Source organism: Nocardia sp. NPDC051750, from assembly GCF_044453135.1.
Lineage (GTDB): Bacteria > Actinomycetota > Actinomycetes > Mycobacteriales > Mycobacteriaceae > Nocardia.
In genome coordinates, this window is sequence record NZ_JBITCK010000007.1 from 356,622 (window position 1) to 379,872 (window position 23,251).

The following is a 23,251-nucleotide window of genomic DNA, read 5'->3' on the forward strand; positions in this document are numbered from 1 at the left end:
GTTGATGAAGCCGCGCCGTTCCGTGCTTGCCGTGCCGGGCAGCAACCCGAAAATGATCGCCAAGGCCAAAGGGCTGCCGGTCGACGAGGTCTTCCTGGACCTCGAGGACGCCGTCGCCCCCGGCGCGAAAGCCGCCGCCCGGGCCAATATCGTGGCCGCCCTCAACGATTCCGGCTGGGGTGAACAGTTGCGGGTGGTCCGGGTGAACGACTGGACCACCCAGTGGACCTACGCCGATGTGATCTCGGTAGTCGACGGCGCCGGAACCGCGCTCGACGCCATCTTGCTGCCCAAGGTCACCGACGCCGGCCAGGTCCGGGCCCTCGATCTGCTGCTGAGCCAGCTGGAGCGCGCGAACGAGATCGAACCCGGCCGGATCGGGATCGAGCCGCAGATCGAGAACGCGCTGGGATTGCGCAATATCGACGAGATCGCCACCGCCAGTCCCCGCGTGCAGACCCTGGTCTTCGGCCCCGCGGATTTCATGGCGAGTATCAATATGCGCACCCTGGTGGTGGGTGAGCAGCCCGAGGGCTACGACACCGGCGACGCCTACCACCACATCCTGATGACGATCCTGCTCACCGCTCGCGCCCACGGTCTCCAGGCGATCGACGGCCCCTACCTGCAGATCCGCGATATCGACGGTTTCCGCCGCGCGGCCGGCCGCACCGCGGCACTGGGTTTCGACGGCAAATGGGTCCTGCACCCGAGCCAGGTCGATGCCGCCAACGAAATCTTCAGCCCGCGGCAATCGGATTACGACCACGCCGAACTCATTCTGGAGGCCTACGCCTATCACACCTCGGCCGACGGCGGCGCCCGCGGCGCGGCGATGCTGGGCGACGAAATGATCGACGAGGCCAGCGCGAAAATGGCGGTGGTCATCGCGGAAAAAGGCCGGGCGGCGGGAATGAAGCGCACGACCACCTTCACCGCCCCCGAATAGCATGTCCGATTCGAGGCGGCACAATATAGGTATGACGAACCCCCTTGGGAGCTCGAATCGCGGCAGACAGGGTCTGCCCACGCCGCCTTCGGGGTGGCCGGTCGGTTCGTATCCGACCTATGCCGAGGCGCAACGTGCCGTGGATTATCTGGCGGACAATCAGTTCCCGGTGCAGAACGTGACCATCGTCGGTGTCGATCTCATGCAGGTCGAGCGGGTGCTGTACCGGCTGAACTGGGGAAAGGTGATCGGCGGGGGTGTTGTGTCGGGGGCGTGGCTCGGGCTGTTCCTCGGATTGCTGCTGAGCCTGTTCACGACCAACGGGATGGCCGGGCCGCTGCTGGTGGGTCTGGTCGGCGGCATTATTTTCGGAGTTATTTCCACCACGATTCCGTACGCCGCCACGCGCGGCCAGCGTGATTTCGCGTCGACCATGCAGTTGGTCGCCGGGCGCTACGACGTGCTGTGCGATCCGAAAACCGCCGAGCAGGCCCGGGATATGCTCGCCCGGCTGGCTATTTAGCGGATGGACGTGATCGAGCGGGTGCGCGCCGCGGTGGTGGGCCATTTCGCGGTGGACGCCGCCGCTGTGGATACCGCGTCGGTGACATTTCTCGGCCTGGAGCCCATCGAGATTCTCCGGATACCGGGTGACGGCGTAGTGCATTACGTGACCGTGGGCGGATCGCGGCATCCGATGGGCGATCCGGCCGAGGTGCTCGCCGACCCGGTGCGCGGCCCGCGGGCGGAACTGGTGCTCACCCTGCGGGCCGGGTCCGGGAGTGCTGGGGTGGCCCGATCGCTGGGTGTGCTCGCCGCCGCGCCCGCGGTGGAAGGTGTTGTCCTGCAGGCCGACGCGCTGCTGGACCTGGGTGAGCCGCTCTGGCGGGACGCGCCGTTCACGGCTGTGCTGCTCGGACCCGGTGAAATCCCGGAGGTGGACTTGCCCGACCCCGCTGAACCGGTGCGGTATTTCGCGGTGACCCCGGTGACGGCCACCGAGGCAGCCTGGGTGCGCGTGCGCGGGGCGCAGGCATTGCGAGACGCCTGGAACGAGGCGGGGATCGATATCCTGGACCCCGGTCGCGGCGCCGCCTCGCTGTAACTTCGGGAACCTCCGGCGTGGGTCGAATCTTCAGAGCCAGTTGTTGCGACGGAAAAGGGCCAGCAGTGAGCCGCAGATCGTAATGATGACCAGCCATATCACGGGATAGCCCCAGGTGGTTTTGAGTTCGGGCATGTGCTCGAAGTTCATTCCGTAGATACCGGCGATCATGGTCGGTACCGCGGCCACCGCCACCCACGCCGATATTTTTCGCATATCCGTGTTCTGCTGGACCGTGATCTTGGCGAGTGCGGCATTGATCAGCGAGCTCAGCGCGTCGTCGAAATCGGAGATACGTTCGGCGACCGCGGTGTGATGGTCGGCGACATCGCGAAAATAGCGGCGGATCTCGGCGTCCAGCGGCAGATCGGTGTTGTGCACCAGCGAGTACAACGGCAGGGCCAGCGGATTCACCGCGCGCCGCAGTTCCACCACTTCCCGTTTGAGCTGATAGATCGCTTCGACAGTGATCGGGGAGCGCGGGGTGAAGATCTCCTCCTCCATCGCGTCGACATCGAATTCCACCGACTGCACGACCTCGATATAGGAGTCGACCACATGGTCGGCGATCGCGTGCAGGACCGAACCGGGGCCGAGACGTAACCGGCCGGGATCCGATTCCAACTGGCGCCGGACTACCGCCAGCGGCGAATGTTCGCCGTGCCGGACCGCGATCACGAAATCGGGCGCGATGAATATCAGCAGCTCACCGGTTTCCACGATTTCGCTGACACTGTGGATTTCGTGTTCCCGGTAGGCGACGGTGCGCATCACCACGACCAGGGTCCGGTCGTAGCGTTCCAGTTTCGGCCGCTGATGTGCCTGGACCGCGTCCTCGACGGCCAGCGCGTGCAGCCCGAACGTCTCGGCGACCTCCGCCATCTGCCGGGCGTCGGGGTCGTGCAGGCCCAGCCAGACGAATCCGCCGCGCTCGCGGGCGGCGGACAGCGCGCTCTGGTGGGTGAATCGCCCGGGTAGTCGCTCGCCGTCCACGTAGACGGCGCAGTCCACGATCGCGCGGGCGGTGGGCACCCGGATATAGGGCACCGAAGCGGAACGCCGCACCTTTCCGGGCCCGTGGAACGGCAGCGGAAGGGAAGGCACCCGTCGATGCTAGCCCGCCCGCGCGAACGGTACCGGAAACCGGCACTGACAGACTGGACGGCGTGCGCATCGACCTGCATACCCACACCACCGCCTCCGACGGGACCGACACCCCGGCCGACCTGGTGCGCAAGGCGGCCGGCGCCGGCCTGGACGTTGTCGCGATCACCGATCACGATACGACCGCCGGCTGGGCGGAAGCGGAGGTCGCCCGCCCGGCCGGACTTTCCCTGGTCCGCGGCATGGAGATGTCGTGTATGGGCCGCGGTGTCGACGGCTGGCCGGTCTCGGTGCATCTGCTGGCCTATCTGTTCGACCCCGCCGACAGCGGTTTCGCCGCCGAACGTGAGCGACTGCGCGGTGAACGGGTGCAGCGGCTACGGGCCATGGCCGAACAAATGGCCGCGGACGGGCTACCCGTGGACCCGGACGCGGTGCTCGCCGCCGCCGGTCCCGCGGCGGGCCGCCCGCATCTCGCCCGTGCCCTGGTGGAGGCCGGTGTGGTTCCGAGCGTGAACGCGGCGTTCACCCAGTTGCTGGCCGCGAACGGGCCGTACTACGTGGAGAAGGCCGATACGCCCCTGCGCCGGGCAGTGCAGATGATCACCGACGCCGGCGGGGTGAGTGTGCTGGCGCACGGCCGGGCCCGCAGTCGCGGCCGCCTGCTCGACCTCGCCGAAATCCCGGCTCTCGTGCCGCTGGGCCTGGGCGGGCTGGAAGTCGATCACCCCGACCACAACGCGCACGATCGCGCCGTGCTCCGTGACCTGGCGGGCGAATACGGCCTGCTGACGACCGGTTCCTCGGATTACCACGGCGCGAACAAAACGATCGAACTGGGCGCGTGCACCACCGACCCGGCCCAATTCGAGAAACTGACCGGCCGCGCGACCGGCGTCCCGGTACTCACCTCATGAAACTCGTCCGCGGAGTGAGCGGTGCGGTGGCGGCGGGCCTCGTGGTGCTGGCCTGCGTTGTTGTGGGCGCGGCCCTGATCGGCGCTCGCCGCGGCTTCCCGGGCCCCGGTGCCGAATCGATCGGCTGGCATATCGTGATCGCGGCTGTCGCCGTTGCGGCACAGCTCTATTCGGACCGGAAACGCGGCACAGCATCTCTGGCTGTCGCCGCATTGATGGTCGGAGCTGCCACCCTCCTGCTGTGGACCCAATGGTGGGGCTGAATCTTTGGCGCGCTGGCGCGCGCGGGGTTTTGGCCCCCTTGGGCCCTGCTTTCAGCCCTCGAGACTCGCGGCTGCGCCGCATGCGCTTCGAGGGCTGAACGCAGGGCCGGGCCAAAACCTCCAAGGGCCTCGCTGGACTCGGCGCCGCCGCTGGGCGTGTCTGGTTCGTTCGGGGTTATGGAATCTCCAAGGGCCTCGCTGAACTCGGCGCCGCCGCTGGGCGCGTCAGGTTCGATCGGGGTTATGGAACCTCCGAGGGCCTCGCTGGACTCGGCGCCGCCGCTGGGCACGTTCGGTCGGGTCTGATCGATCGGCTATGGGGATGAACCGGCTCACCTGTCTTGCCGGACAGCCGGGAGTTTCCGCTTACGGGAAGGTAATGCCCGCCGCCTACGCTGAGCGCGTGGTGCCCGATATCCGATTTGCCGCGTCCGGTTTGGCATATGCCCAAGGACCTGGCACAATGTTGCGGATTCCCGATCGTTGCCACCGCCGGGTCGGGGATATCCGGCGCCCACCGCCACGCGACGCACCGTCGCGGCCGGAGCCGGGCGTCTGCCGAGTTCCGCTGGACAACCCTGTCCGAAACCTTCCTGAACCCGCCGCTGTCCGCAGGCAGTGCCGTCGCCGTCTCGGCGGCAGGTGTTGCCCGGATCTCCGGGTTATCGCCTCGCCGGTAAAACCGCCTGGTCAGGAAGTTGCGCTCCCCGTGCACGCGGGGATGAGCCCGATATGACGCAGATAACACCAAATACCCGGCGGTAACCGTCCACCGGTTACGACCGCAACCAGCAGGAGTGAAATCGTGTCCTCTGTGACTGACGCACCGAATGCCACCGCCAGCAAGAACGAGGCCGAAGACCTCGCGGCGATCACTCACGAGGAGATCTTCGCCGGTCACCTCGGCGGCAAGCTATCGGTCGAGCTCAGCTCGCCGCTCGAAACGCAGCGCGACCTCTCGATCGCCTACACCCCCGGTGTCGCGCAGGTGAGCCGCGCGATCGCCGAGGACGAGAAACTGGCCAAGCGCTACACCTGGACCGACCGTCTCGTGGTCGTGGTCAGTGACGGTTCCGCGGTGCTCGGTCTCGGTGATATCGGTCCGCGCGCCTCGCTGCCCGTGATGGAAGGCAAATCGGCGCTGTTCAAGAAGTTCGCCGGGCTGGATTCCATTCCGATCGTGCTCGATACCAAGGATGTCGACGAGATCGTCGAGACCCTGATCCGGCTGCGGCCCAGCTTCGGCGCCGTGAACCTGGAGGACATCTCCGCGCCCCGCTGCTTCGAAATCGAGAAGCGGGTCATCGAAGCGCTCGACTGCCCCGTCATGCACGACGATCAGCACGGCACCGCCATCGTGGTGCTGGCGGCGCTCAACGGTGCGGCCCGGGTGCAGGGCCGGCCCACCGCCGGCCTGAAAGTGGTTGTGTCGGGTGCGGGTGCCGCGGGTGTGGCTTGCACGAATATTCTGCTCGCCGCCGGTGTCGCCGATGTGACGGTGCTGGACTCCAAGGGCATCGTCAGCCGCGACCGCAGCGACCTCAACGCGGTGAAGGCGGATCTGGCGCAGCGCACCAACCCGCGCGGCCTCACCGGTACCGCGGCGGACGCGCTCACCGGTGCCGATGTGTTCCTGGGTCTGTCCGCGGGCACCATCGCCGAAGAACTCATCGCCTCGATGGCACCGGAGGCAATCGTGTTCGCCATGTCCAACCCGGACCCGGAGATCCACCCGGAGGTGGCCCGCAAGTACGCCGCGATCGTCGCGACCGGCCGGAGCGATTTCCCGAACCAGATCAACAATGTGCTGGCCTTCCCCGGTGTGTTCAAGGGTGCGCTCGACGCGGGTGCCCGGCGTATCACCGAAGGTATGAAGATCGCCGCCGCGGACGCGATCCTCGGCGTGGTCGCCGACGAACTCGCGGTCGACAAGATCGTGCCCAGCCCCCTCGACCCCAGGGTCGCCCCGGCGGTCGCCGAAGCGGTCGCCGCCGCCGCTCGCGCGGAAGGCGTCGCCTGATAGATCGTTCCGCCTTACCCGGGCGGTAACCGCAACTACAGCACCCGGCAGACACCAATTGCCGGGTGCTGTAGTTTTCGTCGTGTCGCCCCGCCGAACCTGACGCGCCCAGCGGCGGTGCCGAGTCTTACGAGGCCCTTGGAGGTTTCGGCCCGGCCCTGCTTTCAGCCCTCGAAGCGCATGCGGCGCAGCCGCGAGTCTCGAGGGCTGAAAGCAGGGCCCAAGGGGGGCCGGAACCCGCGCCGCCGCAGGCGGCGCCATAAACACAGGAAGTAGAGGTTTCGCTATGGGGCTGGCTGCGTCGGTGCGTGCCGTTGGCCGGATGCTGGTACCGGCGCTGGCGGTGCTGGCGGTCTCGTGCGGTGCCGACGACCCCGAGCCGGTAGTGGTGGGGGCGCAGGAATCGGCGCAGTCGCGAGTGCTCGCGGAGATCTATGCGCAGGCGCTGGCCCGGACCGGGACGGCGGTGCGGGTCGAAGCGGGACTCGGCGGCCGGGCGGATGTTCTCGCGGCACTGGGCGCGGGAACGGTCACGGTGGCGGCCGATCACAACGGGGCGCTGCTCGCGGAACTGAACACCGGTGCCGACGCGGAGACCGTGGACGCGGTGACCGAGGAACTGAACGGGTCGCTGCCGCAGGACACGGCGACCTCCGACCCCGCCGACGGGACCGACTTCGAACCCCGGGTGCTGATCACCACCGCCACCGCCGGACAGCGCGGCATCGAGACGGTCGAGGATCTCACCGGACAGTGTTCCGGTCTCGTTGCCGGGACCGCGGCGGTTCCGGGGGTGCTCGAACTGCCCACGGCCGCGGCGCGTATCTCGGGCTGCGAGTTCATGGCGACCCAGCAGTTCGCCGACCCCGCGGAACTGCGCCCAGCGCTGCTGGACGGCCGGATCCAGGTGGCGGTCCTGGGCGGTCCGGCCGAATTCCTCCCCGCGGGCACCGACGGACTGACCGTTCTGGCCGACCCCGGGGACGCGATCCGCACCGAGAACCCGCTCGCCCTGGTCCGCAAGGGGATGCTCGACGAGCGGCAGTCGGAGAAGCTGAACTATGTCGCGGGTGAACTGACCACCGACGAGTTGGTGACGCTGGTGCTGCGGGTCCGTGACCAGAGCGCCGACCCGGCGGAGCTGGCCCGCACCTGGCTGGACGCACACGGTCTGTAGCGGGGGTTACGATCGGTCCGGTATGCCCGGAATGTTGGCGCGGCCCGCGGTGTCGTACCAGGAGTCCGGAGTGACCACGGCATGAACCGTTTGCCGCTGCCGCGCGCCCTGCTGGGTCGGCCGGTGGCGGGGCCGGGCGGTGCGATCGTGCGGCGCACCGCGACGGATCCACGAGCCGGCGCATTCGGCGCCGCTGGGACAGGAATGGAATCGATGCCCACTCAACGTAATCCGTGGCTGGCCTTGGGCGCACTGGTCGTCGGGTTCTTCATGATCCTGCTGGATGTGACGATCGTGGCCGTCGCGAATCCGGCGATCATGACCGAACTCCATGCCGATATCTCCCAGGTCATCTGGGTGACGAGCGCCTATCTGCTCACCTATGCGGTGCCGCTGCTGATCACCGGGCGCCTGGGCGACCGATTCGGTCCGAAGAACATCTACCTGCTCGGTCTGCTGGTGTTCACCCTCGCTTCGCTGTGGTGCGGCCTGTCCGGCGATATCGAGACGCTGATCGCCGCGCGGGCGGTGCAGGGCCTGGGTGCCGCGCTGATGACCCCGCAGACCATGGCGGTGATCACCCGGACCTTCCCGCCGGACGGGCGGGGCGCGGCCATGGGCCTGTGGGGTGCTGTCGCCGGTCTGGCGACCCTGATCGGCCCGATTCTGGGCGGGCTGCTGGTCGACGGCCTCGGCTGGGAATGGATCTTCATCGTCAATGTGCCGGTCGGTGTCGTCGCGTTCGCGCTCGCGGTCTGGCTGGTGCCCTCGTTGCCGACCCATCAGCACAAATTCGATCTGCTCGGTGTCGTGCTGAGCGCGGCGGGCATGTTCCTGCTGGTGTTCGGGATCCAGGAGGGCAACGCGAGCGACTGGTCGGCGAAGATCTGGGCGATGATCGTCGCCGGGATCGTGGTGCTGGCCGTATTCGGGCTGACCCAGGCCCGCGGCAAGGGAGAACCGCTGCTTCCGCTGGGACTCTTCCGTGATCGCAATTTCTCGCTGTCGAACCTGGCGATCGCCAGCATGGGCGCATCGATCACCGCCTTGATGGTGCCGATCTACTTCTACCTGCAGGCCGTGCACGGTATGACGCCCACCCGTTCCGCCCTGGTGCTCGCTCCTATGGCCGTCATTTCCGGCGTGGCGGCTCCGGTGGTGGGCAAACTGTCCGGGCGCTGGCATCCCCGGCTCATCCCGACCACGGGGTTCCTGCTGTTCGCGATATCCGTCGCCTGGTTCGCCCTGGTGATGCGGAACCCGCACGCGAATATCACCTGGATGGTGATCGCGGGGGCGGTCGCGGGCCTGTCCAACTCGTTCATCTGGGCACCGCTGGCGACCACGGCCACCCATAATCTGCCGATCCACCAGGCCGGTGCCGGCGCCGGGGTCTACAACACGACCCGCCAGGTGGGTTCGGTGCTCGGCAGCGCGGCCATCAGTGCCCTGGTCGCGGCGCGGATGAGCGCCGGTGGCATGGGTGACGCACCGGCGGGCGAAGGGATGGGCAGCGAGCAGGTACCCGAACCCATCCGTCAGGTCTTCAGTACCGCGCTGAGCGAAGCAACCTTCCTGCCGGCGGCGTTGCTGCTGATCGGTGTGATCGCTTCGGCGTTGTTCATCCGCAACCCTGTCGCCGGGCCCGGTGGGCCGACGGAATTGCGGAAGGAGGATTCGCTCGCCCATTGAGGTGCGGCTCCGGTTGTGCGTGGTCCGCGGAGGGGTGCCGCCTATCGGGAGGTCGCTGTGCGGCCGCCCGGCCAGTGGGCAAGTGTTTCGCCGTACAGGCGGTGGATTGCCGCGATCTCCCCGCCCAGGGTGGCGGGTTCCCATGAGCTGGTATCGATCGGATCGAGAACCACGATATCGATGGTCCCGGGTTGGACGACAATCGATTTCCGCCAGAGGGCTTGCCCGGCATTGCGTATGACGATCGGCACGATGGGAACACCGGCCTGCGTGGCGAGGTGGAAGGCGCCCTTCTTGAACTCCTGCAGGCGGGGAGTCGACGAGACCCGGCCCTCGGGCGCGATGGCTACCGACCTGCCCTCGCGGAGAGCGGTCACCAGGGAATCCAGTGCCTGTCTGGCGCCACGCGGTGTGGAACGGTCGATGAACAGGGAGCCGCCGTAGCTCAGCAGCAGGCCGAAGATCGGATAGCGTCGTGCCTTTGCTGTCACCACTGGCGTGAACGACCCGCGCAGCAGGTACGGGATCAGCAAAGCATCGATCCGGCTCTGATGGTTGAACACGAAAACCGCGGGACGGGGTGTACGCAGCTTCTCGGCGTTTGTTATCCGGATGCGCAGGCCCGCGCAACGCAGCGCCGCCGCGGGAGCCCACCGGTACAGTCTGTCGATTGCCGCTCGGCGGTCACCGATCGGCGAAGACAGAAAGACTGCGCCGGCCGCACCGAGCAGAGCGAAGAGACCGACGAGAGTGCGACCGATCCGATAAGGACCCGGCCGTCGGCGACGACAGCGAAGAATACGCCAACCTGTTTCGGTCGCCGCATTCGTGAGTCCGGAGTCCGGATTCACCGCGGTCGGATGACCGGTCAGCCGGAGCATGGGAATATCCGCCCGGCCGTTCGAGTAAGCGAAGCTTGTGCCGAGGTCCAGGTCATGGGCAATAGCGAATTTCGCCACGAGATCGGCTTTGTGTGCCCCCCAGACGATCTCGCCGTCGATCTCGCCGGTGAATTTTCCCGCGGAAACGACCGGCTCGGTACACAGCACATGATCGATTCCCAGTTCCGCGGCGATCAGATGGGTCTGGACCCGTGTTGCCGACGTTGTCAGCACTACCGTGTGGCCCATGTGCTGGTGTGCGCGGATGAGTTCCCACGCCTCCGGATAGAGATTGCCGGCAATTCGATCGTACAACCGCTCCTGGGCTTCGTCGAAGTCTGCTACCGGCCGGCCCCGCCAAGTATGGGAAATCAGCCGTTCCAACCGCCTGCGATGTGCGGCGTCTTTCCGCCCGGTCAGTCCCGGCAGCAGCGGGACGGCGGCGTCCCGGCCGAGCCGACGGGGCAGGGCGCGCCGTACGGGTGTGATCCCCTCGACGATGGTGCCGTCGAAATCGAAGAATGCGGCGATATGGGGCCCGCTGGGGCCTGTGCGTATCTCCGCCACCCTCGTCTCCACCGGGTTGCCGGAGGTCGTTGCTCTCGTCATGGTGCCGAGGCCACCAATCCCGCGCCGCCGGTCTCGGTTGTGGACACCGGATTCCCCGTGCGTGCCGGGGCGTGCGGCCCACCGTGGCCGGCTATCGAGAACTTCGTCAGCGCGCTGACCAGTCCGTCGCGCAGGCGGTCGACTCCGATTCCTTCGGTGGCGCAGTAGGAGACCGAATACGCGTCCCGGATACTGCCGAAGATCCGGTTCGGATCGGTGTCGTGGAATCGAACACCCTGCATCCACGGTAGGAGGGCGATATTCAGCACATGTGGCCCGGGTCCGTCCGAGGCGAAGCGTTGCCGGGATAGATGTTCTCGATCCCGGGCACGAAGGCGGAGAGCGTCGAGGTAGGCCTTGCCCAGCCCGCTCCGTACCCGCTCGAGGCAGTGCGCGTAGGCGCGAGTGCCGAGTGAGATGCCCGCCTGCGGACGTCCCAGCCGGCGTGTACCCAGGGAGAGGACATGGGTACAGCCGTCCGCGACGGCGAATCGGAATTGACGCGGGGCAAGGAGAGCGCCGTCCACGAGACGTCGCCCGCCGATAGCGGATTCGCCTTTCACCACCAAGGGGGGTCGCGCACCGGCCCGGAGGAACGCTTTCAATTCCCCTCCAGTGGAGAAGTCGCGGGCGGGGAAGGTCTCCCGGGTATCCAGATCCGTTGTCAGAACAACCAATCCTTGCGGTGATTTCACCGCGGTGTCGTAGTCCAACGGTTTTTTCGAGTCGAGAACTTCGTCGAAAACGTAATCGAGGTCGAGGATCGACCGGCCGTACAGTGGCCTCGTGTACCGGATGAGCCGGTCGGTGGCCAGGTCTTCGTAGTAGATCGACAGCGGATACCAGCAGGTGCCGGCCGGTTGAGAAATGAAATATGCGGCGTTGATCGCGCCGGCGGAACATCCGTAGACGACATCGAACGCGTCCCGGAATCCCGAGTCGTCGAGTTGGGCGCACATTGCGGCGGATATCGCTCCCCGCATTCCGCCGCCCGCGACGGTCAACGCAACCTTGGCGGTATCGCGGCGGTCGCCCGGCCGGCTCCCGGAGTCCCGTCTTTGCCGGAGGATTCTCAGCACCGGATGGTCTGTGTTCCAGTAGTTTTCGACGCCGCCGCGAGAATTTCGGGCCATATCAGGCCGTCCGCGATCGGCTGGGCCGAGGATCGTATCGCCGTTCCCCGGTCGATAGCGGTGCGGTCTCCACCGCCGGCTCACCTGGCATACTTCACTCCCGGTCCACGTTGTACGGCCGTGCCAGTGGTGAATCTTTCCGTATGCCATGGTAATTCGCATCCGCACGGGGAGCGTTTTACGCTCGGCTGACGAACGGCACGCGCCCGGAAGGGGTACGGCCCCGGTCGGCTACGTAGCCGACCGGGGCCGTACCCGGAGTGTGCGGGTCAGCTGTAGATCTTGTCCACCTCGCCGGCGTACTGCTTCATCACTACCGCGCGCTTGAGCGACATCTTCGGGGTGAGTTCGCCCGTTTCCTGGGTCCAGTCCACGGTGAGGATATTGATCTTCTTGATCTGCTCGGCCTTGGAAACCTTCTTGTTGGTCTCGGCGACCGCGGCCTCCACCTCGGTGATCAGCATCGGGTTCTCGACCAGTTCCGCGATATCGACATCGGCGGCGATGTTGTTGCGTTCCTTCCAGCCCGGCAGCGCCTCGGGATCCAGGGTGATCAGCGCACCGATGAACGGTTTACCGTCGCCCACAACCATCACCTGGCTGATCAGCGGATGGGCCCGCAGCGAATCCTCCAGCACCGCGGGGGAGACGTTCTTGCCGCCGGCGGTGACCAGGATTTCCTTCTTGCGGCCGGTGATGGAGATGAAGCCGTCCGAGTCGATCGTGCCCAGATCGCCGGTTTTGAACCAGCCGTCCTCGAACGCGTCCGCGGTGGCGTCTGCGTTACCCCAGTAGCCGCCGAACACCACCGACCCGCGCAGCAGCAGTTCGCCGTCCTCGGCGATCTTCGCGGCATGGCCCTCGATCGGGCGGCCGACCGATCCCACGCGGATATGTTCCGGGGTGTTGACCGAGATGGCGGCCGTGGTCTCGGTGAGCCCGTAGCCCTCGAAGATGGTGACGCCGATACCGCGGAAGAAATGTCCCAGCCGGGCGCCGAGGGGGCCGCCGCCGGAGACCGCGGCCTGACAGTTGCCGCCCAGTGCGGCCCGCAGTTTGCCGTAGACGAGCTTGTCGAACAGCGCGTGCTTGGCTTGTAGCAGCAGACCCGGCTTGCCCTTTTCCAGGGCCTCGCTGTATTCGATCGCGGTGGCCGCGGCGGCGTCGAAGATCTTGCCCTTGCCCTCGTCGTGCGCCTTCTGCTTGGCCCCGTTGTAGACCTTCTCGAAAACGCGCGGTACCGACAGCACGAAGTCCGGCCGATGTTCGGCGAACTGCTGGACCAGCGTGCTCCAGTCGGAGGTGTGCGCGACGGTGACCTTGGCGTCGAAGGCCGCGAGCCCTACGGCGCGGGCGAAAACATGCGCCAGCGGCAGGAACATCAGCGTCTTCTTGCCGGGCGACAGGAAGGAGGCGAGCGCGATCCGATCGGACCGGGATTCCGCCCAGAGATTGGCGTGGCTCAGCATGACGCCCTTGGGCCGGCCGGTGGTGCCGGAGGTGTAGATCAGGGTGGCCGGGGACGCGGCGTCCACCTGGGCGCGGCGATCGTGGACAGCCTGGTCGTCGAGCTCGGCGCCGCGTTCGATCAGCGTATCGATCGCACCCTGGTCGATCTGCAGGGTTTCGCGCAGCTGCGGCAGTTCGGCCGGGTCGATCTCGGCGATGACGCCGCGGTGCTTGTCGTTCTCGACGACCAGCAGCACGGTCGCCGAATCCTGCAAAATCCAGCGCGCCTGTTCGGCGGAGGAGCTGTCGTAGATGGCCACGGTGCAGCCGCCGGCCGCCCAGATGGCGTAGTCGAGCAGGGCCCACTCGTAGCGAGTGGCGGCCATGATGGCGACCCGGTCGCCCAGGTCGATACCGGAGGCGATGAGCCCTTTGGCGACATCGGTGACCGCTTTCGCGAACTCCACCGCCCGCACATCGCGCCAGCCGCCCCGGCCGTCGGGGACGTTGAACATGACCGCGGCCGGGGATTCCTTCGCGTGCCGGAACACGGCGTCGGAATTGTTCGCGTCCTCGGGGATGGTGTAGGAAGCCGGGGCTTCGAACTCGCGCATCGTTGCCTTTCCCTGTTTGCTAACTGGTCGGTAATTTACGCCACCGGCGCGGTCCGGCGGCGGGCCACCCGTGAATGCGCAGGAGTACACGGTGTGGCCCGGGCTGACGAGTCCTGATCAGCTATTCATCCTAGGTCGCTCGCCGGTTGCTGATCCATGGCCCGCCGCAGGAAACCGGCCATTTCGGTCAGTACGGTGGCCGCGGGACCGACCAGCGCGGCCTGTAGCTGGGCGACATGCCAGAGGCCCCGGCTCTCGGTGAACTCCACCGGGACACCGACGGCGCGCAGCGCGGCGGTGAGGTCGACGCACTGCGGGTGCAGCAGCTCGTCGACATCGGCCTGCACGTAGACCGGCGGCAACCCGGCCAGCACGCCGTGCAGCGGGGCATAACCGGTGTCGTTGCCGTCGCCTTCGCCGAGGTAGGCCGCGGCGCAGGCGCGCGACCAGGGGCCGTTGACCACCAGGTCGCGGGGGCGTTCGGAGATCTCGTTCGGATCCACCCAGGGCGCGATCAGACCCAGCGCGGCGGGCGTATACCGGTGCCGGGCAATCAGTCGCTGGGCGAGGGCGAGCGACAGCCCACCGCCGGCCGAATCTCCGGCGATCGCGATCCGATCGGGTGCATAGCCGTATTCGCCGACCAGTTCGAGGTAGGCGGCCTCGGCGTCGTCCAGCGCGGCGGGATACGGGTGTTCCGGTGCCAGCCGGTAATCGATGGCATAGACCGGCAGTCCGGTTCCGGCGGCGAGCCGGCCGTTGAGCGACCGGTGAGTGGCCAGCGATCCGACGGCGTAACCGCCGCCGTGCAGATAGAGCACGGCGGCGGGTTCGGTCGCGGCGGGTGTTCGCGGGGCCAGCCGCTCGGCCGGGCGTCCGCCCAGCCGCAACTTCTCCACCCGCACCCCCGCGGGCACCGGCTGCAGCACAGAGGCGGCATCGATCAGGGCCCGCTGCACCCGGAACGACAACCGGGAATCGAACGACACTCGGTACAACGGACCCATCACCGCCCGGATCAGGGGTAATGGCAGCGCGATATCTCGCATATCGGTCTTTCTCGCGATCAGGGCAGGAAACGGCGTTCGACGGCCACCGAGATGCGCTGGTAACCCGACGCGGCGGTGCGGACGAACAGATCCAGCAGTTTGGCTTCCCAGCCGATCAATACCCGGCCGCGGCCCTTGCGCACCCCGTCGACAATGGTCTCCGCCGCCATTTCCGGGCTGTGGATGGCGAGATATTTGTCGAACTTCGAGCTGGCGTCCGCGCCGTCGATACCGTCGCTGTAGGTCGCGTTGCGGGCGACCGCGGTCTTGATGCCGCCGGGATGGACACAGGTGACCTTGACCGGGGCCTTGTCGACCAGCATTTCCTGGCGCAGCGCCTCGGTGAACCCGCGGACCGCGAATTTCGCCGAGTTGTAGGCGGCCTGGCCGGGGACGGCGATCAGCCCGAACAGGCTGGAGACATTCACGACGTGCCCGTCACCGGATTCCAGGATGTAGGGCAGGAACGCCTTGGTCCCGTTCACCACACCCCAGAAGTCGACGTCCATGATGCGTTCGATGTCTTTGAAATCGGTTTTCACGATATCGCCGTGGTGGGCGATACCGGCGTTGTTGTAGATCTGGTGCACGACACCGAAATGCTGTTTCACCGCGTCCGCGTACAGCAGGACGGCCTCGCGTTCGGCCACGTTCAGCCGATCCGATTTCACCTCGGCGCCGAGCTGTTCGCACCGGCGCACGGTTTCGGCCAGGCCCTCGGTGTCGATATCGGACAGCGCCAGCTTCGCCCCGCGACGTGCCAGGTTCACGGCCAGCGCCCGGCCGATTCCGGAGCCGGCTCCGGTGATGACACAAACCTTGTTACGGAAATAAGCCTCGTTGCTCACGGTGCAGTCACTACTTTCAAATCGGGACGTGCGGGGTCGGCGGCCGCCGTGCTCGTATCGTAGGCGGCGATATCGAATTTCTTTGTGATGCGGCGGAATTCGAAGGTGAAGTCCGGCCACAGCGTGGTGTTGTTGCCGTGCTTGTCGAGGTACCAGCTGGCGCAGCCGCCGGTACTCCACACGCTCTTGGCGAGTTTGCGCTGCAGGCCGGCGTTGAAGGCGTCCTGTGCCGCGCGGCGCACCTCGACGGTACGCAGGTTCCGGCGTTCGAAGGTGGCCAGCGCGTCGGCGATGTAGTTGATCTGCGATTCGATCATGTACACCATCGAGGTGTGGCCGAGCCCGACATTCGGGCCGAGCAGGAAGAACAGATTCGGGTAGTTGGCGATCGCCGACCCCTTGTACCCCTGCTGCCCGATCTCGTCGAAGACCTCCGAGAGGCTGCGGCCGTCGCGGCCGAAAATGGTCTGGTAGGTGGGGGAATCGGTGACGTGGAAACCGGTGGCCACCACGATCGCGTCGACCTCGCGCTCGGTGCCGTCGTTCGTGACGATCGAGTTTGCGCGGATCTCGGCGATACCGTCGGTGACCACGTCGACATTGTCGCGGTCCAGCGCCGGGTAGTACTCGTTCGAGATCAGCATGCGCTTGCAGCCGATCCGGTAGTCCGGGGTGACCTTCTTGCGGAGTTCGGGATCGCGGATCTCGAGCTGCAGTTTGGCCTTGGACAGCGCCTCGAACCCGCGCATCAGTGCCGGGAATTTCGCCAGGCCCACAACCTGCGTTTCGCGGGCGGCGTAGATGGCGGCGCGGGACAGCCGTTGCACACCGGGAATATGTTTGAACGCGAGCCGCTCCGGCAGCGTGTACGGCCGGTCGAGCCGGGGGAGCAGCCACGGCGCGGTGCGCTGGTAGACGTCGAGGTGGGAGACCTTCCCGGCGATCGCCGGGACGATCTGGATGGCGGAGGCGCCGGTGCCGATCACCGCGACGCGTTTGCCGGCGAGATCGGAATCGTGGTTCCAGCGGGCCGAGTGGAAGATCTCGCCCTCGTAGCTGTTGATCCCTTTGATATCGGGCAGGTTGGGCTCGCACAGCGCGCCGACCGCGGAGACCACGGTATCGGCGGTGAAATTGCCCTTACTGGTGGTGATCTCCCACTGGGCGGTGTCGCCGTTCCAGCGGGCGCTGGTGACATCGCAGTCGAAGAGGTGCTTATCGCGCACGTTGTACTTCTCGGCGACGCCCTGGATATAGGACTGGATCTCGCCCTGCCGGGAGAACGAGCGGGACCAGTCCGGGTTCAGCGCGAACGAGTAGGAGTACAGGTGCGACGGCACATCGCACGCGGCACCCGGATAGGTGTTGTCCCGCCAGGTGCCACCGACATCGCTGCCGCGCTCCAGGACCAGGAAATCGTCCCGGCCCTGCTGGGTCAGCCGGACGGCGAGGCCGAGGCCGGCGAAACCGCTACCGATGATGATGGTCCGCAGATGGCGGGGCTGGTCAGCAGCGACAGCTTTGTCTGTAACCTTGCGACTCATGTACACAGACTAAGACCCTATTGAGCCGGAGTCAACAGTATTGAGCAACGTTCAGTAGGATGGACGAGTGAGCACCAGTCCGGGAGAAACCGCCAAACGTGTCCGTCTGAGTCCGGACGAGCGGAGGACGCAGCTGATCACCCTCGGTGTCAAAATGCTCGGCGAGCGGGCAATCGAGGACATATCGGTCAGTGAAATCGCAGCTCAGGCCGGTATTTCCCGCGGACTGCTGTTTCACTATTTCCCCACCAAACAGGACTTTCAACTGGCAGTAGTGCAACAGGCGAATGCGGAACTGCTGGTACGGGTCGTACCGGACCCCAGCCTGGGCTTGGCCGATATGCTGCGTGATTCGGTGGGCCGCTATATCGACTATGTGAGCGAGAACCGAAGCTCCTACGTGGCGCTTCTGCGCGGCCCCACCAGTTCTGATCCCGCCCTGGCGGACATGGTGGCGCAAACCCGGCGAGCGATCGTCGACATCATCCTCGCCGAGGTGCCACTGTCCGATCAGGAGCGCGAAGATCCCCGCCTGCTGCTGTCGATCCGGGGCTGGGTCGCGTTCACCGAGGAAACCACGCTGTCCTGGCTGAGTGAGGAAAGCATTACCCGGGACGAATTGATCGACCTGCTGGTGGAGTCGCTGCTGGCGCTGTCGATGGCGGTGAACCCCGCCCTCGCCGCTGCGCTCCGGTTCTGATCTGCCGAAGTTCCGTGCTTACGGAATGCCCGGGATCGCGGGCGTCCGCACCGGAGCGGCTGCTTTGTCCCCGTGGGCGAAGCGCATAGTTATTCTCTGCGCATGTTGGGATGACCCCAGGATCGCCAGCTCGAAGCCGTCCGGGACGTAGTGCTCCCCGCGCCTGCGGGGATGGTCCATTCGATGGATGACCTGACCGGTCGGCGGGGCCAGGGGGTCACCGGCTGATCAGCGACCCCCTGGCCTCCGGCCCGTCACCCCGCGGCCGGTGACAGTGAGAGTTCCCAGAAGTCCGCGTACCGGCCGCCCGCGCGCAGCAGGTCGGTGTGGCTGCCGTCCTCGACGATTCGGCCGCCGTCGAGGAACACAACGCGGTCGGCATCCTGCACGGTCCGCAGCCGGTGGGCGACCAGCACCACCGTCCGGCCCGCCATCAGCCGCTCGATCCCTTCGTGGACCGCTTCCTCGTTCACCGGATCCAGGGCCGAACTGACCTCGTCCAGCAGCACGATCGGCGCGTCCTTCAACAGGGCCCGGGCGATCGAAACCCGCTGGCGTTCCCCGCCGGACAGCCGGGCGCCGCCTTCGCCGACGTCGGTGTTCCAACCGTCGGGCAACCGGTCGATCACCTCGTCGAGCTGTGCCGCGGTCGCCGCCGCCCGCACCTCGGCGTCCGTGGCGCCGGGCCGGCCCAGGCGGATGTTCTCCTCGATGGTGCCGTCGAAGAGATAGACATCCTGGAAGACTATGGCGAACTGCGCCATCAGGACCTCGGTATCGATCGCGCGCACATCCACGCCGCCCACCCGGACCGCACCCGCGTCCACGTCGTAGAACCGGGCGAGTAGCTGCAGCAGCGTGCTCTTACCCGCACCCGACGGGCCGACGATCGCCAGCCGCTGCCCTCGCGGGACGGACAACGAAACATCCGCGAGCACGGTGCGTCCGCCGTGGGCGAAGGTGATCGATTCGAACGCCAGATCATGGCGCTGCGGCCGGATCGGTGCCGTCGGTTCCGGTAGCGGTTCGGTGCGCAGGACGGCGTCGAGCCGGGACAGTTCGGCCCGGGCGGCCCGCAACTGCCCACCCATCTCGGCCAGGGCCAGCAGCGGATCCGCGCAGCGCGCGGCCAGTACCAGCACCGCCAGCAGTTCGGCGGCGCCGATATCGCCGCCGAGCGCGAGGTAGGTGCCCAGCGCCAGCAGGATGGTGAACGTCGCCTGGACGACCAGCGTCAGACCTACGATGCCGGCCAGTGCCGAGCGGATATACCCGCGGGTCGCGCGTTCGACCCCACGCAGGGCGTCGTCGAGCATCCGGAAACGTTCGGCGGTCCGGCCACCCGCCCGCAGCACCGGCTGGGCCTGCAGGTATTCGATCACCCGCCCGGTGGCCTCCTGGTCGCGGGCATGGCGTTCGGCATCATCCGCCGCCATGGCGCGGCCGCTCCGGCGCTGGATCAGCACGACGACCGGGACGGCGGCCGCCGCAACCAGCGCGAGCCGCCAGTCGAAGACGAAGAGCACGCCGACGATCGTCAGTGGAGTCACCGTGGCCGAGATCAGCGGCGCCAATTGATGGGCGATCACGCTCATCGCCTGCAGCACACCGGCACCGGCCAGCTTCGAGACCTCGCCGACCCGGTCGGCCGTGTACCAGCCGATCGGCAGGCGGGCCAGATGGTCGCCCAGGCGGTGATACACCCCGCGCAGCAGCGTGGTCCCGGCGCGGAAACCGGCCAGGTCGCTGCGATAGCGCAGCATCGCGAAGACCGCGACCGCCGCCCCGAACGCGATCAGCCAGGGCCGGGCATCCCCGGGATCACTGCCGAACAGTGCCCGCAGCACCGGAACCAGCAGGGCGTAGGACAAGCCCTCGGCGACCGCCGCCGTGGTCATCAGGGCAATGGTGCGGCGCACCGGCCGGGCATACGACTGCCCCAGCACCCGCAGCAGTATTCGGATCATCGCGATTCGCTCCTCGCAACTCGATGGGTCTGCCAGAACGCGGCGAAGTGACCGTTGCGGTCCAGTAATTCGGCGGGGCTGCCCTGTTCGGCGATCGCGCCGTCCGCCAGCAGCACGACCGTGTCGGCGTCGGCGATCGTCTCCCACCGATGGGCGATCACCAGCAGGGTCCGGTCGCCGCGTCCCGATATCAGCGCTCGCCGGACCGCGGCTTCGGTTTGCGGGTCCGCGAACGAGGTCGCCTCGTCGAGTACGAGTACCGGGGTGTCGGCGAGCAGCGCGCGGGCGATCGAGATCCGTTGGGCCTCGCCACCGGAGAGCCCGGCGTCCACGCCGAGCACCGTGTCGTAGCCGCGGGGGAGTTCGAGGATGCGGTCGTGGATCCGGGCCTGCCGGGCGGCCTGCACCACCTCGTCGCGCCCGGCCTGCGGGACGGCCAGCGCGATGTTCTCGGCGACCGTCGCGCGCAGCAGGCGGACATCCTGGAAGACGAAGGAAACCGTCCGGTAGAGGTCCCCGGCGGCCAGTTCACGCAGATCGACCCCGCCCAGGCGCACCGAACCCTCGACCGGGTCGAAGAACCGCGGCAGCAGCTGCACCAGAGTGGATTTCCCGCTGCCGGAGGGACCGACGACCGCGGTGACCGTGCCCGGTTCGAGCACCAGATCGATCCCGCGCAGCACCTCGTGCCCGGCGTCGTAGCCGAAGCGCACGCCGCGCAGCTCCACCCGATGCCCCTGGGGCGGAACCGGACGCACGGGTTCCGGGAGCGGCGGCTCCGCGAGCACCTCACGGATCCGGCCGACCGCGCGCCCGGCGGCCTGCATATCGTCGAAACCGTGGCCCAGCGCCGCGACCGGAGCCGTCAACCCCAGGCCGAGCAGCAGGAACGGCAGCAGATCGGCCGGCGGCATCCCACCGGACGTGATCAGGGCTGCCCCGCCGATCAGCACGATCAGCAGTACGAACGGGGGCGAGACCGCCACCTGCATCGCGGCGCCGATCCCGGCGAGACCGCGCACCATCCGCAGGAAGATATCGGCGAAATCGTCCGCGGCGGTGAGGAACCTGCGATGCGCACGACCGGATTCGCCGAACACCTTGACCACGGCGATACCCCGGACGAACTCCAGCACCGAATCCGCGATCCGTCCCTGCGCGGCGTCGAAAGCCCGCTGTTCGCGCAGCCGGGTGGGGGTCATCATCAGCGGAACCAGCGCGATCGCCAGCGCGACCGGGATCAGGGTGATCAGGGTGAGTCGCCAGTCGACGGTGAACAGGTAGATCAGCGATACCAGCGGCACCACGAACGCGGAAACGAGTTCCCCGGGTGCGTGGGCGATGAACGGGTGCACCGCACTCACATCCTCGCCGACCACTTTCGCCAGCTCCCCGGTACGACGGCGGGAGAACCAGCCGATCGGCACCCGCCCCAGCCGCTGCGCCAGCAGGCGGCGCAGCGAAAGTTGCACCCGGGTGTCGAGCAGATGCCCGATACCCGACGACGCACCGGTGAATACGAGTCGCACCAGCAGGCCGAGCGCGCCCCCGAGCACCACGAGCCATACATGGTTCTCGTCGACCGGCCCCGGCGACAGCAGGGTACGCCCCAGTTCGACGACGGCCAGCAACGGCGCGAGACCCGCGAGGGCGCCGATGATCTGCGTCGCAACCACAGCAGCGAAACTCCACGCCTGACCGCGGAGCAATTCGGTCACCCCGGGCTCCGCCGGCGAATCGGTGTGCGCCGGCGTGGCGGAGCGGTCCGCGGCCGGATCGGTGATCGTCATCGCCGCGCCTTCCCGATCGAACCCGAAGCGTTCGCACCGTTCACTGTCGGTACCTGTCCACGGTTCGCACCCCGGAAATCGGTTCGGCTCGGCTCCTCGGCGACCGCCGGTGCCAGCCGGTTGCGCAGGTGGGCAAGGATTTCCGCGCGGGCCGGCTTCGCCGCCGGGACTACCCCCTGCATGCTCAGGAACGCGTGTGTGGCGCGCGGGTAGCGGGTCAGTCGCACCTCGACTCCGGCCCGCCGCAGCCGGTCGGCGTAGGCCGGTGCCTGGTCCTCCAGCGGATCCAGGCCCGCGGCTTGGATCAGCGCGGGCGCGACGCCGGCGAGATCCTCGCTGTGCAGCGGCGAGATCACCGCGGGATCGAAGGATTCGGGCACCGCGAGACGCCGGACCGCGCGGCACTGCGCCGGTGGGGCGGTCGGAGCATCCGCGTTCTCGGTGAACGAGGGGTACTCGTACGCGCGGTCGCTCCAATCCAGCTGCGGGTTGATCAGCACCTGTGTCCGCACCGGCAGCCCCAGTTCGACGGCTCTGATCGCGGTGAGTGCCGCCAAAGTGGCTCCCGCGCTGGACCCCAGCAGCGCGAGTCGCGCCGGATCCGCGCCCCATTGCGCGGCCGCTCCGGTGAGGCGCGGGACCGCGTCGAAGGCGTCCTGGACGGGCGCGGGCACCGGATGTTCGGGCGCGAGCCGGTAGTCGACGGCCACGACGACGGCCGGGCAGTGGGCAGCCAGGTGGCTGAGCAGCCAGTCGTCCTGGTCGGCGGCACCGCTGATCAAACCGCCGCCGTGGAAGGCGACCACCAGCGGCAGCCGCGAATCCGCGTGGACCGGCCGGTACACGCGGAGGGGGAGCCGGCGCTGTGGGAGCTCGAGTTCGGATCTGGTGATCGCGGCCGCGCGATCGGGCCTGCCGGTCACCGCCCGCAGCAGCGGCGACCGGCGCATCCGGTTCTGTGCGTCGCGGATCTCGACGACCTGTTCCGGAGTGATCGAATCCCAGTCCGTCTCGGGGGTGAGCGCGGCCAGAATACGCATTCGCAGTGGGACTTTCCCTCGCATGATGTGCCCTTCGTGGTGTTTCTGTTCCCGCACAGCGCGTACCGGCGGTGAGTCGTCGATGGGGTGGGTTGCGGTTGTCCGGAAGCACCGAGTTCGTTCCAGCGGACCGGGTTTCACGGCTCCCGACTGCTGCCTGTCGCCGTCTGCGTGGCGATCGGCGATAGGCGTCATGGCTCCGGACACAGTGCCGTCGTGACCCGGACGGTGCCGCAGTCGCGCACGCGATCCGGACGCCCGGCTCGCCTCGGCGGAACCGGACTGTGTGACGGCAAGTTCCCTGGCCGGAATCGAGGGATCGGAAGTGACGGTTCGGGATCGGTGTGCACACCGTCGATATTTCCGCTCGACGGACGGTATCCGCGTCCGCCGGAGATCG

General features: G+C 67.5%; 19 protein-coding genes. 9 read left to right on the plus strand and 10 right to left on the minus strand.

Annotated features, from left to right (window positions below; translation table 11 throughout):
• Positions 1-4 precede the first annotated feature (4 nt).
• Genes ACIA75_RS29610 through ACIA75_RS29620 form a run of 3 tightly spaced genes read left to right on the plus strand, consistent with a single transcriptional unit; the run spans position 5 to position 2,054 of the window.
• Positions 5-949: an HpcH/HpaI aldolase/citrate lyase family protein gene (locus ACIA75_RS29610; RefSeq protein WP_397109798.1), complete on the plus strand. Its 945-nt coding sequence runs from the start codon at positions 5-7 to the stop codon at positions 947-949.
• A 31-nt stretch (positions 950-980) separates the two neighbouring features.
• The gene (locus ACIA75_RS29615) at positions 981-1,472 is read left to right on the plus strand and encodes a general stress protein (RefSeq protein ID WP_033243303.1); all 492 of its coding nucleotides are present in this window, start codon (positions 981-983) and stop codon (positions 1,470-1,472) included.
• A gap of 3 nt (positions 1,473-1,475) precedes the next feature.
• Entirely contained in the window at positions 1,476-2,054 is a 579-nt protein-coding gene (locus ACIA75_RS29620) for a suppressor of fused domain protein (RefSeq protein WP_397109801.1), read from the plus strand.
• 30 nt (positions 2,055-2,084) lie between these two features.
• Here ACIA75_RS29620 and ACIA75_RS29625 read toward each other — a convergent pair whose 3' ends face one another.
• Complete coding sequence (locus ACIA75_RS29625; RefSeq protein WP_397109803.1) at positions 2,085-3,158, minus strand: magnesium and cobalt transport protein CorA; 1,074 nt, start codon at positions 3,156-3,158, stop codon at positions 2,085-2,087.
• 62 nt (positions 3,159-3,220) lie between these two features.
• On the opposite strand from ACIA75_RS29625, the gene ACIA75_RS29630 reads away from it, so the two are divergent.
• The 5 genes from ACIA75_RS29630 to ACIA75_RS29650 all read left to right on the plus strand — a co-directional run bounded on the left by ACIA75_RS29630 (position 3,221) and on the right by ACIA75_RS29650 (position 9,227).
• Positions 3,221-4,075, plus strand: a complete 855-nt coding sequence (locus ACIA75_RS29630) for a PHP domain-containing protein (protein WP_397109805.1) — start codon at positions 3,221-3,223, stop codon at positions 4,073-4,075.
• Positions 4,072-4,338 (plus strand): hypothetical protein, encoded by a 267-nt coding sequence (locus ACIA75_RS29635; RefSeq protein WP_397109807.1) that lies wholly within the window; start codon positions 4,072-4,074, stop codon positions 4,336-4,338. The genes ACIA75_RS29630 and ACIA75_RS29635 overlap by 4 nt, the downstream gene beginning before the upstream one ends.
• A gap of 814 nt (positions 4,339-5,152) precedes the next feature.
• The gene (locus tag ACIA75_RS29640; RefSeq protein ID WP_397110330.1) at positions 5,153-6,358 is read left to right on the plus strand and encodes an NADP-dependent malic enzyme; all 1,206 of its coding nucleotides are present in this window, start codon (positions 5,153-5,155) and stop codon (positions 6,356-6,358) included.
• A 286-nt stretch (positions 6,359-6,644) separates the two neighbouring features.
• Entirely contained in the window at positions 6,645-7,535 is an 891-nt protein-coding gene (locus ACIA75_RS29645; protein ID WP_397109809.1) for a glycine betaine ABC transporter substrate-binding protein, read from the plus strand.
• A gap of 213 nt (positions 7,536-7,748) precedes the next feature.
• Positions 7,749-9,227, plus strand: a complete 1,479-nt coding sequence (locus ACIA75_RS29650) for a DHA2 family efflux MFS transporter permease subunit (RefSeq protein ID WP_397109811.1) — start codon at positions 7,749-7,751, stop codon at positions 9,225-9,227.
• A gap of 41 nt (positions 9,228-9,268) precedes the next feature.
• Here the strand turns inward: ACIA75_RS29650 and ACIA75_RS29655 are convergent, their stop codons facing one another.
• From ACIA75_RS29655 to ACIA75_RS29680, 6 genes are all read right to left on the minus strand, one after another.
• Positions 9,269-10,717 carry an HAD-IB family hydrolase gene (locus ACIA75_RS29655; RefSeq protein ID WP_397109813.1) on the minus strand — a complete coding sequence of 483 codons (1,449 nt, stop codon included), beginning with the start codon at positions 10,715-10,717 and terminating at the stop codon, positions 9,269-9,271.
• Entirely contained in the window at positions 10,714-11,796 is a 1,083-nt protein-coding gene (locus ACIA75_RS29660; protein ID WP_397109815.1) for a patatin-like phospholipase family protein, read from the minus strand. Before ACIA75_RS29660 ends, ACIA75_RS29655 begins: the two co-directional genes overlap by 4 nt.
• A 323-nt stretch (positions 11,797-12,119) precedes the next feature.
• Positions 12,120-13,913: an AMP-dependent synthetase/ligase gene (locus ACIA75_RS29665; protein ID WP_397109817.1), complete on the minus strand. Its 1,794-nt coding sequence runs from the start codon at positions 13,911-13,913 to the stop codon at positions 12,120-12,122.
• Positions 13,914-14,038: 125 nt separating this feature from the next.
• Complete coding sequence (locus ACIA75_RS29670) at positions 14,039-14,962, minus strand: alpha/beta hydrolase (protein WP_397109819.1); 924 nt, start codon at positions 14,960-14,962, stop codon at positions 14,039-14,041.
• A gap of 17 nt (positions 14,963-14,979) precedes the next feature.
• Positions 14,980-15,810, minus strand: a complete 831-nt coding sequence (locus ACIA75_RS29675; RefSeq protein WP_397109821.1) for an SDR family NAD(P)-dependent oxidoreductase — start codon at positions 15,808-15,810, stop codon at positions 14,980-14,982.
• Positions 15,807-17,354, minus strand: coding sequence for a flavin-containing monooxygenase (locus ACIA75_RS29680; protein ID WP_397109823.1), 1,548 nt, complete (start codon positions 17,352-17,354; stop codon positions 15,807-15,809). Before ACIA75_RS29680 ends, ACIA75_RS29675 begins: the two co-directional genes overlap by 4 nt.
• Positions 17,355-17,421: 67 nt before the next feature.
• Here ACIA75_RS29680 and ACIA75_RS29685 point away from each other — a divergent pair, with 67 nt between their 5' ends.
• The gene (locus ACIA75_RS29685) at positions 17,422-18,054 is read left to right on the plus strand and encodes a TetR/AcrR family transcriptional regulator (protein WP_397109825.1); all 633 of its coding nucleotides are present in this window, start codon (positions 17,422-17,424) and stop codon (positions 18,052-18,054) included.
• A gap of 254 nt (positions 18,055-18,308) precedes the next feature.
• On the opposite strand, the gene ACIA75_RS29690 is transcribed toward ACIA75_RS29685, so the two are convergent.
• The 3 genes from ACIA75_RS29690 to ACIA75_RS29700 are packed head-to-tail and all read right to left on the minus strand — an operon-like array spanning position 18,309 to position 22,851.
• Entirely contained in the window at positions 18,309-20,021 is a 1,713-nt protein-coding gene (locus tag ACIA75_RS29690) for an ABC transporter ATP-binding protein (RefSeq protein ID WP_397109827.1), read from the minus strand.
• Complete coding sequence (locus ACIA75_RS29695) at positions 20,018-21,811, minus strand: ABC transporter ATP-binding protein (RefSeq protein ID WP_397109829.1); 1,794 nt, start codon at positions 21,809-21,811, stop codon at positions 20,018-20,020. The genes ACIA75_RS29690 and ACIA75_RS29695 overlap by 4 nt, the downstream gene beginning before the upstream one ends.
• On the minus strand, positions 21,808-22,851 hold the full coding sequence (locus ACIA75_RS29700; protein ID WP_397109831.1) for an alpha/beta hydrolase: 1,044 nt from the start codon (positions 22,849-22,851) through the stop codon (positions 21,808-21,810). The genes ACIA75_RS29695 and ACIA75_RS29700 overlap by 4 nt, the downstream gene beginning before the upstream one ends.
• Between the last annotated feature and the right edge of the window lie 400 nt (positions 22,852-23,251).

Coding starts and splice junctions, on each gene's coding strand:
- ACIA75_RS29650 (WP_397109811.1), top strand. CDS start 7,749: ATGCCCACTCAACGTAATCCGTGGCTGGCCTTGGGCGCACTGGTCGTC.
- ACIA75_RS29615 (WP_033243303.1), top strand. CDS start 981: ATGACGAACCCCCTTGGGAGCTCGAATCGCGGCAGACAGGGTCTGCCC.
- ACIA75_RS29690 (WP_397109827.1), bottom strand. CDS start 20,021: ATGATCCGAATACTGCTGCGGGTGCTGGGGCAGTCGTATGCCCGGCCG.
- ACIA75_RS29610 (WP_397109798.1), top strand. CDS start 5: ATGAAGCCGCGCCGTTCCGTGCTTGCCGTGCCGGGCAGCAACCCGAAA.
- ACIA75_RS29695 (WP_397109829.1), bottom strand. CDS start 21,811: ATGACGATCACCGATCCGGCCGCGGACCGCTCCGCCACGCCGGCGCAC.
- ACIA75_RS29700 (WP_397109831.1), bottom strand. CDS start 22,851: ATGCGTATTCTGGCCGCGCTCACCCCCGAGACGGACTGGGATTCGATC.
- ACIA75_RS29680 (WP_397109823.1), bottom strand. CDS start 17,354: ATGAGTCGCAAGGTTACAGACAAAGCTGTCGCTGCTGACCAGCCCCGC.
- ACIA75_RS29655 (WP_397109813.1), bottom strand. CDS start 10,717: ATGACGAGAGCAACGACCTCCGGCAACCCGGTGGAGACGAGGGTGGCG.
- ACIA75_RS29665 (WP_397109817.1), bottom strand. CDS start 13,913: ATGCGCGAGTTCGAAGCCCCGGCTTCCTACACCATCCCCGAGGACGCG.
- ACIA75_RS29635 (WP_397109807.1), top strand. CDS start 4,072: ATGAAACTCGTCCGCGGAGTGAGCGGTGCGGTGGCGGCGGGCCTCGTG.
- ACIA75_RS29645 (WP_397109809.1), top strand. CDS start 6,645: ATGGGGCTGGCTGCGTCGGTGCGTGCCGTTGGCCGGATGCTGGTACCG.
- ACIA75_RS29620 (WP_397109801.1), top strand. CDS start 1,476: ATGGACGTGATCGAGCGGGTGCGCGCCGCGGTGGTGGGCCATTTCGCG.
- ACIA75_RS29670 (WP_397109819.1), bottom strand. CDS start 14,962: ATGCGAGATATCGCGCTGCCATTACCCCTGATCCGGGCGGTGATGGGT.